The sequence below is a fragment of the Streptomyces sp. NPDC088246 genome (assembly GCF_044741025.1).
Classification (GTDB): domain Bacteria; phylum Actinomycetota; class Actinomycetes; order Streptomycetales; family Streptomycetaceae; genus Streptomyces.
Genome location: NZ_JBIURV010000002.1, coordinates 542,234 through 553,165, shown reverse-complemented (window position 1 = coordinate 553,165; position 10,932 = coordinate 542,234). Strand labels below are relative to the sequence as shown.

At 69.4% G+C, this 10,932-nt stretch carries 13 protein-coding genes and 2 pseudogenes; 9 read left to right on the top strand and 6 right to left on the bottom strand.

Translation table 11 applies throughout. The features are described from left to right. Positions 1-162: 162 nt before the first annotated feature. Genes ACIPEK_RS05130 through ACIPEK_RS05120 form a run of 3 tightly spaced genes read right to left on the bottom strand, consistent with a single transcriptional unit; the run spans position 163 to position 2,851 of the window. Positions 163-924: an amino acid ABC transporter ATP-binding protein gene (locus tag ACIPEK_RS05130; protein WP_383074285.1), complete on the bottom strand. Its 762-nt coding sequence runs from the start codon at positions 922-924 to the stop codon at positions 163-165. Further along, positions 921-1,871, bottom strand: a complete 951-nt coding sequence (locus tag ACIPEK_RS05125) for an amino acid ABC transporter permease (RefSeq protein WP_401990748.1) — start codon at positions 1,869-1,871, stop codon at positions 921-923. The genes ACIPEK_RS05130 and ACIPEK_RS05125 overlap by 4 nt, the downstream gene beginning before the upstream one ends. Positions 1,872-1,900: 29 nt before the next feature. Beyond that, complete coding sequence (locus ACIPEK_RS05120) at positions 1,901-2,851, bottom strand: ABC transporter substrate-binding protein (protein ID WP_401990745.1); 951 nt, start codon at positions 2,849-2,851, stop codon at positions 1,901-1,903. A gap of 519 nt (positions 2,852-3,370) precedes the next feature. Between ACIPEK_RS05120 and ACIPEK_RS05115 the strand changes: the two genes are divergently transcribed. The 6 genes from ACIPEK_RS05115 to ACIPEK_RS05090 all read left to right on the top strand — a co-directional run bounded on the left by ACIPEK_RS05115 (position 3,371) and on the right by ACIPEK_RS05090 (position 7,570). After that, entirely contained in the window at positions 3,371-4,582 is a 1,212-nt protein-coding gene (locus tag ACIPEK_RS05115; RefSeq protein WP_401990742.1) for an NADP-dependent malic enzyme, read from the top strand. A 215-nt stretch (positions 4,583-4,797) separates the two neighbouring features. Beyond that, positions 4,798-5,763 (top strand): zinc-binding dehydrogenase, encoded by a 966-nt coding sequence (locus tag ACIPEK_RS05110; protein ID WP_401990740.1) that lies wholly within the window; start codon positions 4,798-4,800, stop codon positions 5,761-5,763. Positions 5,764-5,807: 44 nt separating this feature from the next. Further along, positions 5,808-5,990, top strand: a complete 183-nt coding sequence (locus ACIPEK_RS05105; RefSeq protein WP_401990737.1) for a hypothetical protein — start codon at positions 5,808-5,810, stop codon at positions 5,988-5,990. Positions 5,991-6,036: 46 nt separating this feature from the next. Next, positions 6,037-6,723 carry a cellulase family glycosylhydrolase gene (locus ACIPEK_RS05100; RefSeq protein ID WP_401990734.1) on the top strand — a complete coding sequence of 229 codons (687 nt, stop codon included), beginning with the start codon at positions 6,037-6,039 and terminating at the stop codon, positions 6,721-6,723. Positions 6,724-6,791: 68 nt separating this feature from the next. After that, positions 6,792-7,001, top strand: a complete 210-nt coding sequence (locus tag ACIPEK_RS05095; RefSeq protein WP_093899545.1) for a sigma factor-like helix-turn-helix DNA-binding protein — start codon at positions 6,792-6,794, stop codon at positions 6,999-7,001. After that, entirely contained in the window at positions 7,001-7,570 is a 570-nt protein-coding gene (locus tag ACIPEK_RS05090; RefSeq protein ID WP_401990731.1) for a Clp protease N-terminal domain-containing protein, read from the top strand. Before ACIPEK_RS05095 ends, ACIPEK_RS05090 begins: the two co-directional genes overlap by 1 nt. Positions 7,571-7,597: 27 nt before the next feature. Here ACIPEK_RS05090 and ACIPEK_RS05085 read toward each other — a convergent pair whose 3' ends face one another. Together ACIPEK_RS05085 and ACIPEK_RS05080 are read right to left on the bottom strand one after the other, a co-directional pair. Further along, positions 7,598-8,581, bottom strand: a complete 984-nt coding sequence (locus ACIPEK_RS05085; RefSeq protein WP_401990728.1) for a helix-turn-helix transcriptional regulator — start codon at positions 8,579-8,581, stop codon at positions 7,598-7,600. A gap of 1 nt (position 8,582) precedes the next feature. Then, entirely contained in the window at positions 8,583-9,440 is an 858-nt protein-coding gene (locus tag ACIPEK_RS05080; RefSeq protein WP_383074296.1) for a DUF4097 domain-containing protein, read from the bottom strand. 26 nt (positions 9,441-9,466) lie between these two features. Here ACIPEK_RS05080 and ACIPEK_RS05075 point away from each other — a divergent pair. From ACIPEK_RS05075 to ACIPEK_RS05065, 3 genes and pseudogenes are all read left to right on the top strand, one after another. Further along, positions 9,467-9,886: pseudogene (locus ACIPEK_RS05075) on the top strand (helix-turn-helix domain-containing protein); the annotation flags it as partial. A 135-nt stretch (positions 9,887-10,021) separates the two neighbouring features. After that, positions 10,022-10,216, top strand: coding sequence for a hypothetical protein (locus ACIPEK_RS05070; RefSeq protein WP_401990829.1), 195 nt, complete (start codon positions 10,022-10,024; stop codon positions 10,214-10,216). Positions 10,217-10,468: 252 nt separating this feature from the next. Next, positions 10,469-10,734, top strand: a pseudogene (locus ACIPEK_RS05065) (hypothetical protein); the annotation flags it as partial. On the opposite strand, the gene ACIPEK_RS05060 reads toward ACIPEK_RS05065, so the two are convergent. Next, positions 10,735-10,920, bottom strand: a complete 186-nt coding sequence (locus ACIPEK_RS05060) for a DUF6104 family protein (protein ID WP_010061466.1) — start codon at positions 10,918-10,920, stop codon at positions 10,735-10,737. Positions 10,921-10,932: the final 12 nt, after the last annotated feature.

The following is a 10,932-nucleotide window of genomic DNA, read 5'->3' as shown; positions in this document are numbered from 1 at the left end:
TTCCCATTGATCGTCCTTGAGGTCCGAAGGATAGGCACGTCGCTCAGTCACAGAATGATCGAAACCGATGACCCAGGTGTCGCGCTACGAGATCATGGAAACAAGTCCGTCTCGCCGCAGCGCAGATCGGACAGATAGGGGGTTCCCCTATCGAACGCCCTCTTAGAGCACCTTCGACAGGAACGACTTCGTCCGGTCGTGCTGCGGGTTGGTCAGCACGTCGCGCGGGTGGCCTGATTCGACCACCACGCCGTCGTCCATGAAGACCAGCGCGTCGCCGACCTCACGGGCGAAGCCCATCTCATGGGTCACGACGATCATTGTCATGCCGTCCTCCGCGAGACCGCGCATGACGTCCAGGACATCGCCCACCAGCTCCGGGTCGAGCGCCGACGTCGGCTCGTCGAAGAGCATCAGCTTCGGCTCCATGGCCAGGGCGCGGGCGATGGCCACCCGCTGCTGCTGGCCGCCGGAGAGCTGGGAGGGGTAGTTCTTGGCCTTGTCGGCCAGGCCCACCCGGTCCAGCAGCCGCTCCGCCCTGGCCCGGGCGACGGCCCTGGACTCGCGCTTGACCTGGACCGGGGCCTCCATGACGTTCTCGATCGCCGTCATGTGGGGGAAGAGGTTGAAGCGCTGGAAGACCATGCCGATGTCCCGGCGCTTCAGGGCGACTTCGCTGTCCTTGAGCTCGTAGAGCTTGTCGCCCTTCTGGCGATAGCCCACCAGCTCGCCGTCGACGTACAGCCGGCCGGCGTTGATCTGCTCCAGATGGTTGATGCACCGCAGGAAGGTCGACTTGCCGGAACCGGACGGGCCGATCAGACAGAAGACCTCGCGCGGGGCGACCTCCAGGTCGATGCCCTTGAGGATGTGCGCGGCGCCGAAGGACTTGTGGACGCCCTCGGCCTTCACCATGGCGGTCATGCCATGCCTCCCTTCGGGCGGCCCAGGGACAGCAGGTTGGCCCTGATCTTCTGCAGCGGGGTGGGCGGCAGGCTGCGGCTGGACCCGCGTGCGTAGTATCGCTCCAGGTAGAACTGGCCGATGCTCAGCACCGAGGTCATGATCAAATACCAGGCCGCGGCCAGGAAGTACATCTCGACCGGGGCTCCGGACGACTGCCCGATGTCCTGGGCGTACTTGAACAGTTCGTAGAACTGCACGGCCGCCACCAGCGACGTCGTCTTGAGCATGTTGATGACTTCGTTGCCCGTCGGCGGCACGATCACCCGCATCGCCTGCGGGATCACGACGCGCCGGAGCGTCTTGCCGTGGCTCATGCCCAGCGCGTGCGACGCCTCGGTCTGGCCCTCGTCGACCGAGAGCAGACCCGCACGGCAGATCTCCGCCATGTAGGCGGCCTCGTTGAGACCCAGGCCGAGCAGCGCCGTCAGCAGCGGCGTCATGAAGCTCGACCAGTAGTCCTTGTAGATCGGCATGAGGTTGATGTACTCGAAGACCAGGCCCAGGTTGAACCAGACGAACAACTGGACCAGGACCGGGGTGCCGCGGAAGAACCAGATGTAGAACCAGGCGATCGACGAGGTCACCGGGTTCCTCGACAGCCGCATCACGGCCAGCAGGATGCCGCCGACGATGCCGATGACCATGGACAGGGCGGTCAGCAGCAGGGTCTGGGAGACGCCCTTGAGGATGCGGTCGTCGAAGAAGTAGTCGGGGACCGCGCCCCAATTGATCTTGCCCTGGCTGAACGCGTAGATGATCGCCACGAGCGCGGCGATGGCGATGACGGCCGAGACGTACCGGCCGTAGTGCCGGACCGGAATGGCCTTGATCGCCTCAGGTCCGGCCGGCGGGGTGGGCGGTATGCGCGGCCGGTCGACCGGGCCCGTCTTCTCGATGTCAGTCACAGGAAGAACCTTTCTGCGCCGGAGCCGTCTCAGGATCCGCCGTTCAGCTTGGCCTCGGTGACCGCGCCCGCCTCGACGCCCCACTTGGAGATGATCTTCCCGTACTCGCCGCTCTTGATGATCGCGTCCAGGGCCGCCTGAACTGCCTTGGTCAGCTGGTCGTTGCCCTTGGCGACGGCGATGCCGTACGGGGCGGCCTCGACCTGCTCGCCGACGATCTGGAAGTCCTTGCCGCCGCCCGAGGTCTTCACCGCGTACGCGGCCACCGGGAAGTCGGAGGAGCCGGCGTCGGCGCCACCGCTGCGCAGCCGGGTCTGGGCCTCCAGGTCGTTGTCGAACGTCTCGATGGCGATCTTCTTGCCGCCCGTGCACTTCTTCGACTCCGCCTCGGCGAGGTCGTGCGAGACGGTGCCGCGCTGGACGGCGATCTTCTTGCCGCAGAGGTCCGCCCAGGTCTTGATGCCCTGGTCGTCGCCCTTCCTGGTGTAGATCGAGACACCGGCGTTGAAGTAGTCGACGAAGTCGACACCCTCGCCGATCTTCTTCTTCGTCTTGGAGTCGACGCCCTCCTGGCGGTCCTTGGTGTCGGTCATCGACGACATCGCCAGGTCGTAGCGCTTGGAGCGCAGGCCCGTGATCAGCGTGTCGAACGTGCCGTTCTCGAACTGGAACGTCACGCCGAGCTCCTTGCCGAGCGCGGCACCGAGATCGGGGTCGATGCCGACCGTCTCACCCGACTTGTCCTTGAACTCCACCGGCGGGTACGCGATGTCCGAGCCGACCTTGATGACGCCCTTGGCCTTGATCTCCGGCGGCAGGAGATCGGCGGCCGCGGAGCTCTTCGTCTGGCCGGAGTTGTTGTTCCCGCTCTTGGTCTGGTCGCCGCAGGCGGTCAGCAGCATGGTGCCGGCGACCGCGATGGCGCCGACCGCTGCAATCCGGGACTTCGCGGCCGTACGGCGTGTGGTGCTTGCGGTCATGATCGGGTTCCTCCGGCAGATGAGGGTGGTGCAGGCGGTATGACACGCGATGTCGGATGTCGCCGCCCTGTGCGATTACGGCATCTTGCCATTCGAATTTGCCCAAACAGGGGGCCAGTCATGTCAAAATCGGGTAACGGGCGATCCCCGAACCTCAAGGGGCCGGTACATCAAGGCCGGACCATCTGTGGGGTTTTCTTCTTGACACCGGAGGATTTTCGGCGCGTCTCGACTGGTGAACGTCATTTCGCCAATTGGCTGACTTGTCCAGATATTCGACTATGAGTCACATCACCGCGCCGGTATGGACTCGTCCGTGACGTGGTCCGTCCGGTAAGAAAGACCTTTACACCCCTCATCCGGGGCTCAGGGCGCGTGTGCGGCGCGCCCGCGCGTATGTATCTCCCCCTGCCGGGGCGGGCCAACCGCCGGGCGCAGGGAACGTACGCGGTGCCCGCCCACCCCTCCTCAATCAGGAGTGGCCACCCTCAAACGTTGAAGACTTAAGGGGTCAACACCATGGCAGCGGAGATCGTCAATCCTCGCAGCGACAGCACCACCGACAGCGCCACCGAAGAGCCGTTCGATCCGGCCTTCGCGCTCCACCGCGGCGGCAAGATGGCCGTGCAGGCCACCGTTCCCGTCCGTGACAAGGACGACCTGTCCCTCGCGTACACGCCCGGCGTCGCCAAAGTGTGCAGCGCCATCGCCGAGAACCCCGAGCTGGTCCACGACTACACCTGGAAATCGCAGGTCGTCGCCGTTGTGACGGACGGCACCGCGGTGCTCGGCCTCGGTGACATCGGCCCCGAGGCGTCCCTCCCGGTGATGGAGGGCAAGGCGATTCTGTTCAAGCAGTTCGGCGGCGTCGACGCGGTGCCGATCGCGCTCGCGACCACCGACGCGGACGAGATCGTCGAGACGGTCGTCCGGCTCGCGCCGTCCTTCGGCGGCGTGAACCTGGAGGACATCTCGGCGCCGCGCTGCTTCGAGATCGAGCGCAAGCTCCAGGAGCGGCTCGACATCCCGGTCTTCCACGACGACCAGCACGGCACCGCCGTCGTGACGCTCGCGGCCCTGCGCAACGCCGCGAAGCTGTCCGGCCGGAGCCTCGGCGAGCTGCGCGCCGTCATCTCCGGCGCCGGCGCGGCCGGAGTGGCCATCGCCAAGTTCCTGCTGGAGGCGGGGCTCGGCGATGTCGCCGTGGCCGACCGCAAGGGCATCGTCAGCCGGGACCGTGAGGACCTGACGGACGTCAAGCGCGAGCTGGCCGAACTCACCAACCGGGCCGGGATCTCCGGTTCGCTGGAGAGCGCGCTGGCCGGCGCGGACGTCTTCATCGGGGTTTCCGGCGGTACGGTGCCCGAGGCGGCCGTCGCCTCGATGGCGCCGGGTGCGTTCGTCTTCGCCATGGCGAATCCGAACCCCGAGGTCCACCCCGACATCGCGCACAAGTACGCGGCCGTCGTGGCGACCGGGCGTTCCGACTACCCGAACCAGATCAACAACGTGCTGGCCTTCCCCGGCATCTTCGCTGGTGCCCTTCAGGTCCGGGCCTCCCGGATCACCGAGGGCATGAAGATCGCTGCGGCGAATGCGCTGGCGGATGTCGTGGGCGACGAGCTCGCGGCGGACTACGTGATTCCGTCGCCGTTCGACGAGCGGGTGGCTCCGGCGGTCACGGCCGCTGTGGCCGCGGCGGCGCGGGCGGAGGGCGTGGCCCGGCGCTGAGGTCCTGGGCGGGGCGGGGTACAGGTTCCCGGGTGCGGGGTGCGCCTGAGGCGGGCTTGTCCCCACCCCGCCTCTTCCCGTAACCGGGGGCTCCGCCCCCGGACCCCCGCTCCTCAATCGTGGGAGGGGCTGATTCTGCCCCCGCCTCCCGGCGCGGTGCGCGTCACACCCGTGGCTGGTTACGTCGGCCCGCGCCCCGGCCTATCGTCAAGGCCATGTTCGCCGCCTACGCATCCCGCATCGACCGCGACCACCCCCTCAACGGCCTTGAGCTGGGCGAACGCCCCGCCCCCGAGGCGCGTCCGGGCTGGACGACCGTCAGCGTCCGGGCCGCTTCCCTCAACCATCATGATCTCTGGTCCTTGCGCGGCGTCGGTCTCGCCGAGGACAAGCTGCCGATGATTCTCGGCTGCGACGCCGCCGGGATCGACGAGGACGGCAACGAAGTCGTCCTGCACTCCGTCATCGGGCAGACCGGGCACGGCGTCGGCCCGAAGGAACCCCGTTCCATCCTCACCGAGCGCTATCAGGGCACCTTCGCCGAGCAGGTCACCGTCCCCAGCTGGAATGTGCTGCCCAAGCCGAAGGAGCTCACCTTCGAGCAGGCCGCCTGTCTGCCGACCGCCTGGCTCACCGCGTACCGGATGCTCTTCACCAACGCCGGAGTGCGTCCCGGCGATTCGGTCCTCGTCCAGGGCGCGGGCGGCGGCGTCGCCACCGCCGCGATCGTGCTCGGCCGGGCGGCCGGGCTGCGGATCTACGCCACCAGCCGCGACGAGGCCAAGCGTAAGCGCGCCGTCGAACTCGGTGCGGTCGAGGCGTACGAGCCGGGCACGCGGCTGCCGCAGCGCGTCGACGCGGTCATCGAAACGGTCGGCGCCGCCACCTGGTCCCACTCGGTGAAGTCGCTGCGCCCCGGCGGCACGCTCGTCATCTCCGGCGCGACCAGCGGCGACCGGCCTTTGCACGCCGAGCTGACCCGGATCTTCTTCCTGGAGCTGAAGGTCGTCGGCTCGACCATGGGTTCCAAGGACGAGCTGGAGGATCTGCTGGCGTTCTGCGCGACGACCGGCGTGCGGCCCGTCATCGACGAGGTGCTGCCGCTGGACCGGGCCCGCGAGGGATTCGAACGGCTGGCCGCGGGCGACCAGTTCGGAAAGATTGTGCTCACCTGCTCTTGAGGTGTTCGGGGTGAGCTGTTCTCGTCTGCGCCATGCGGACGCGGATGGGCAGCGTACTCACCTCGATCGTCACTTCGTCCGTGCTCGCGGCGGGGACCCTCGCCCCCGCCGCCGTGGCACGGCCCGGACCGCCGGACCGGACCGGCATCCCCCGCCTCACCGACGACCAGGGCCGAACCCTCACCCCTGCGCGGGTGGAACGTCGAGGACAAGGCGCACCGCGGTGACCGGGCGACGGCTGCCCGCCGCATCGAGGCCCAGCAGCTCACCCCGATGTACAACAGGCTGGCCCGCGCGGTCCGTTCGGCGGACCGGGCCAACTGGCTGTTCGTCGAACCCACTCCCATCGTCGGCGAGGGCGTCCCCACCGGGCTGGGTGCGATCCGGGACCACCGCACCATTTACGCGCCGCACTTCTACAACACCGCGATGGAGGCGGGCGGCGACTACGACCCGTCGGCGGGCTGGATCGAGTCGTACGAGGCCGCCGTCACCGCGTACCCGGAGCAGCGGCACATCCCGGTCGTCGTCGGTGAATGGGGCCCGCTGAACAACACGCTCCCGCGGATGGGCCGCTTCTACCGGGACGCGATGGCCTCCCTGAGCCGCTACACCTCCGGCTGGGCGGGCTATGTGTGGTGCTACGGCGGGGGCTACTGCGCCCTGGGCAAGGAAGGCGCCTTCGCGGCCAACAAGGAACGGACCGCCACGCCGTACGCGCCCGCCGTCGCCGGAACCGTCCACTCCGACACGTACGACGACACCACCGGCGTCTACCGGCTCTCCTGCACGGCCGGCGGCCGCGGCGTCACGGAGGTCTCCCTGCCGCCGACGGTCGGGGAGTGGCGGGTCTCGGTGGACGGTCGCGCCACGGTCCGAAGGCGCGGGGGCGAGGTGTTCATCCAGGCCCGCAAGGGGGCTCGCATCACGGTCACGGTGACCTGGGCGGCGCATGGCTGAGGCGGTCCTCCGCAGCATCCATGTCAACTGTGGTTGACGTGGATGCCATGTCAACGTAAGTTGACATCATGACCGAAGCAACGGATCTCGCCGCGCGTGCCGGTGACCACGACCCCCGGGTGGGGCTGCGGGCGGTCGCCGCACTGCGACGGCTGCTGGAGCAACTCGAAGCCGTGCAGGTCAGAAGCGCCCGCGTGAAGGGCTGGTCGTGGCAGGAGATCGCGGCCGAGCTGGGCGTCAGCCGACAGGCCGTGCACAAGAAGTACGGGAGGCATTGATGTTCGAACGATTCACCAGGAGCGCCCGGGCGACCGTGACCGGCGCTGTGACCCACGCCGAACGGACCGACGCCGAAACGGTCACCGAGGAACATCTGCTGCTCGCCCTGCTGGACGGGCGGAGCGGCCGGGCCTCCTTCGCCATCACCTCGCTGGGCCTCGCCGACCGTCGCGCGGCGGTCGAGGCCGATCTGGTCACCGCACGCCGCCGTGGCGGGCTGACCCGGGCCGATACGGACGCACTCGCCGGTATCGGCATCGACGTCGCCGAGATCGTCGCCCGTGTCGAGGAGGCCCATGGGGAGGGTGCGCTGGACAGGGCCCGGCGGCGCGGGGCGGGGCGTCGCCCGTTCACCCGCGGGTCGAAGGACGTCCTGACGAAGACGCTGCGGATCGCGGTGGGGCGCGGAGACCGTTTCATCGGTGACGAGCACCTCCTTCTGGCGCTCGCCGCCTGCCCCGGCGTGGTCGCCGATGTACTCGCCGCACACGGCGCGACGTACGAGGCGGTGAACCGGGCGTTGTACGGGGACGGAGGCGGGGGCGGTCTCAGCCCGTCCGGGGTTTGAGGGCCGGGGCTCCGTCCCCGGCCCGCGTCAGCTCCCCGCGTCGCCCTTCCGCAGCAGTGCCCCGATGTGGGCCGCCGCCGTCGACAGGTGGCGGCGGGCCTCCGTCAGCTGCTCCTCCGTGACGCCCCGGTCCCGGGCCGCGTCGCGGATGTCGTCGCGGAAGCGGTCGAGCAGGCGGTCCAGATCGCGGGCCGGGTCGCCGGTCCCTGCGGCGTCCTTGCCCCACTCCGGGTCGGCGTCGGCGGGCTCCGGCTTGATGTACGGGGGCCAGCTGCCCGTCCTCGCGAAGCTGCCCAGCTGACCGGTGATCTCGGCCAGCCCCTCCCGTACGCCCGAAGGCCAGTCGCCCCGCGCGAAGTGCTCCTGGACCTGGCGGGCGGCGTTCTGCATCTGCTCGCGCGCCCTGTCCTGGGCCTCCTTGGCCTGGCGGCGGGCCTGCTGGGCGTCCTCGCGGGCGCGGCGGGACTCGTCCTTGGCCCGGCGGGCCTGCTCCTTCCACTCCTGCTTGGCCTTGCGCAGCTCCTCTTTCGCGGCGCGCCATGTCTCCTTGTCGCCGAAGTCGCCGAGGTCGCCGAAGGCGGACTCCCGGTCGCCCTTGCGGCCGGTGGGGCCGGTGGAGGTGTGCCTGGTCTCGTGTGCCGCGGCCCGCATCTCGCTGCGCAGTTTGCCGGCGGCGCCGCGGACATCGTCCCGGATCTCGGCGGCGAGTTCGGAGACGGATTCCCTGATCTCCAGTTCCAGATCGGCGAGTTCGCCCGTGCGGCCGGCCAGTTCGGCGCGGCCCGCGTCGGTGATCGAGTAGACCTTGCGGCCGCCCTCGGTGGCATGGGTGACGAGACCCTCGGCCTCCAGCTTGGCGAGGCGCGGATAGACCGTGCCCGCCGAGGGCGCGTACAACCCCTGGAAGCGCTCTTCCAGGAGCCGGATCACCTCGTAGCCATGACGAGGGGCCTCGTCGAGCAGCTTCAGCAGATAGAGGCGGAGGCGGCCGTGGGCGAATACGGGAGGCATGTCAGAGCACCTTTCCGGTCGGCTCGGCATCGTACGGATCGTCAGTGGCCGGTGGGCGGCGCAGCAGGGCGATCGATCCCGAGACGGTCGTCGCCCTCAGCTTCCCGGTCCCGGCTCCGAGCGTGCCGGTGATCTTCTTCGCCCCCCACTGGCCGCTGACCCGCAGATCCTCGAAGCCGTTGGAGACGGCGCCGCTCGCGGTGTTCGCCTCGACCGTCGCGTCCGCCGGGTGCGGCAGCCGGATGGCGAGCTCGCCGGAGACCGTGGCCAGCCGGATGTCCGTGGGTTTCCCGGTCGGATCCAGGTCCAGCACCATGTTGCCGCTGACCGAGTCCGCCCGTATCGAGGCCCCGGCGCCCTCGACGACCGTCAGATCGCCCGAGACCGTCTGGAAGCGCAGATCGCCGGTGACCGACTGGGCCTCCACGCTGCCGGAGACCGTCTCGGCCCGGACCGGACCTGCGAGCCCGACGAGCGTGGTGTCGCCGCTGACGCCCCGCACGTCCGTGCGCCCACGGATTCCGGATACGACGGCCCCGGCGCCGACCACGCCCACCTCCACAGCCGACCCGGCCGGCACGGCGAGCGAGACGACCGCGCTGCGGTGCCAGCCCTTGCGGTCGAACCACTTGAGGAAGTCGTTCCACGGCAGGCCCTCGTACGCGACCGTAAGGGCGCCGCCCTCCTGGGTCACGATCAGCGGCGGGCCCTCGATCGCGGAGATCTCCAGCCGGGCGGTCGGCTCCTCGGTACCGACGACATTCACCGCGCCCCCGACGATGCGCACATTGAGCGACGTCACGGGGCCGTCGAAGGTCAGCTTCTGGGGCTCGGCGATGGCCCATGTCGACACAGGCATGGATCTGACCTCCCGGGGAACGCGGAATGACGCAACATATCGCGTCTCTTGCAGAACACGCTATATCGTGGATCGGGGAAGTCAAGGGGTCGGCCACCGGGCCTGTGCGCAGTGCATCGGGCTTCGGCCCGGTGGTGCGAATCCCGGGGCCGCTCCGACGTGAGCGTGGTTGCCCGGCTCGTCCGTGTCTTCTCCGGTGTGTGCAGAGGAACAGGTGGTGGCGCGTTGCGTTCGCGATGGTGCGGTTCGGATCGCGAGGGGGGCAACGTCTGCCGGTTCTGAACTTGTCGCACGGGTCGTCGAGTGGCGGTCGTACGGTCGTGTGTGTGCGGCTTCGTCATGCGTTTCGGATCGAGCCGGGCCCAGGTCGGCGTCTTGCGCTGGGGCGGGCGTCCGGTTGTGCGCGGGTGGTGTTCAACGACCCTTTGCGGGCGCGGAAGCAGGCTCATGAGCAGGGACTGCCGTTTCCGTCGTCGGCGGAGCTGTCGAAGCGGGACGGCCGCCAGCGCGTGCGGTTCACGGCGACGGCCCGAAGCCGTTGCACGTCCGTGGTTGGACGTGCTCCGCGTGTGGAGCCCAGCATGACCGGGACCGCGATGCGGCTGGATGTCCGGGCGCTCGAAGGGCTGACCCGCCCGGACCCGGACGCCGATGCCCGCATCCGGCCGCGCGGGCTGCTCGCCGTCCTCAGCCGCATCGGCCTGGCCCTCCCGTCCGGTCTGGACCCGGACACGCCCGGTGACCGCCTGTATGCGGCGGCCGACGGCCGGCCCTGAGACCGACCGGCACATGGGGGTGGGAGAAGGAGCGGGGCAGGGTGCGTGCAGTTGCAAGGCGGAGGAGGGAGGTACCGCGGAGGGGGTCCCCCCATGCCTTCGGGGCCCTTCAGGGCTATGGGGGAGTTGTTGACCGACGACAACGCCGGAGGGGGTCCCCCCATGCCTTCGGGCGCCCTTGAGGCCTTGGGGGAGTGCGTGCTCAGCCCCGCGACGCCGCCCCCCATTTGCCGGTCGGTCCAAGCGGAACCGATCGCCTGGACCGGCCGGCGCGAGGCGGTGAAAGTCGAACGCGACGCGGTCGGGAGCGGCCGCCTCGGCCCCTGGACGCGCGGCCCCGGAGCCCGAGTACTGGGCGGCGCCCAAGTGGCGGCCGGGCTGCCGCTCACCCTCTGGGGATGAGCCGTCGCAGTGGCGGCTGGGTCTTGGCGGGGGCGCTGCTGATGACGCACGGAGCGCTCGGACTCGCCTACGACCGGTTCGGGGCCGACGGGGCCGATGCCGTCGGGCCGGCCTGACTACTCGTCCTCGTCGTCCTCGTCGTCGAGACGGGCCAGCCAGGTGGCGAGGCGCTCGACCGGCACCTCGAAATCGGGATTGAGATCGACGAACGTACGCAGCTGCTCGGCGAGCCACTCGAAAGTGACCTCTTCCTCGCCTCGCCGCTTCTCCAGTTCCTCGATACCTCGGTCGGTGAAGTACATGCGGCAAGCCTA

Coding starts and splice junctions, on each gene's coding strand:
- ACIPEK_RS05130 (WP_383074285.1), bottom strand. CDS start 924: ATGACCGCCATGGTGAAGGCCGAGGGCGTCCACAAGTCCTTCGGCGCC.
- ACIPEK_RS05120 (WP_401990745.1), bottom strand. CDS start 2,851: ATGACCGCAAGCACCACACGCCGTACGGCCGCGAAGTCCCGGATTGCA.
- ACIPEK_RS05115 (WP_401990742.1), top strand. CDS start 3,371: ATGGCAGCGGAGATCGTCAATCCTCGCAGCGACAGCACCACCGACAGC.
- ACIPEK_RS05110 (WP_401990740.1), top strand. CDS start 4,798: ATGTTCGCCGCCTACGCATCCCGCATCGACCGCGACCACCCCCTCAAC.
- ACIPEK_RS05105 (WP_401990737.1), top strand. CDS start 5,808: ATGGGCAGCGTACTCACCTCGATCGTCACTTCGTCCGTGCTCGCGGCG.
- ACIPEK_RS05100 (WP_401990734.1), top strand. CDS start 6,037: ATGTACAACAGGCTGGCCCGCGCGGTCCGTTCGGCGGACCGGGCCAAC.
- ACIPEK_RS05095 (WP_093899545.1), top strand. CDS start 6,792: ATGACCGAAGCAACGGATCTCGCCGCGCGTGCCGGTGACCACGACCCC.
- ACIPEK_RS05090 (WP_401990731.1), top strand. CDS start 7,001: ATGTTCGAACGATTCACCAGGAGCGCCCGGGCGACCGTGACCGGCGCT.
- ACIPEK_RS05085 (WP_401990728.1), bottom strand. CDS start 8,581: ATGCCTCCCGTATTCGCCCACGGCCGCCTCCGCCTCTATCTGCTGAAG.
- ACIPEK_RS05080 (WP_383074296.1), bottom strand. CDS start 9,440: ATGCCTGTGTCGACATGGGCCATCGCCGAGCCCCAGAAGCTGACCTTC.
- ACIPEK_RS05070 (WP_401990829.1), top strand. CDS start 10,022: ATGACCGGGACCGCGATGCGGCTGGATGTCCGGGCGCTCGAAGGGCTG.
- ACIPEK_RS05060 (WP_010061466.1), bottom strand. CDS start 10,920: ATGTACTTCACCGACCGAGGTATCGAGGAACTGGAGAAGCGGCGAGGC.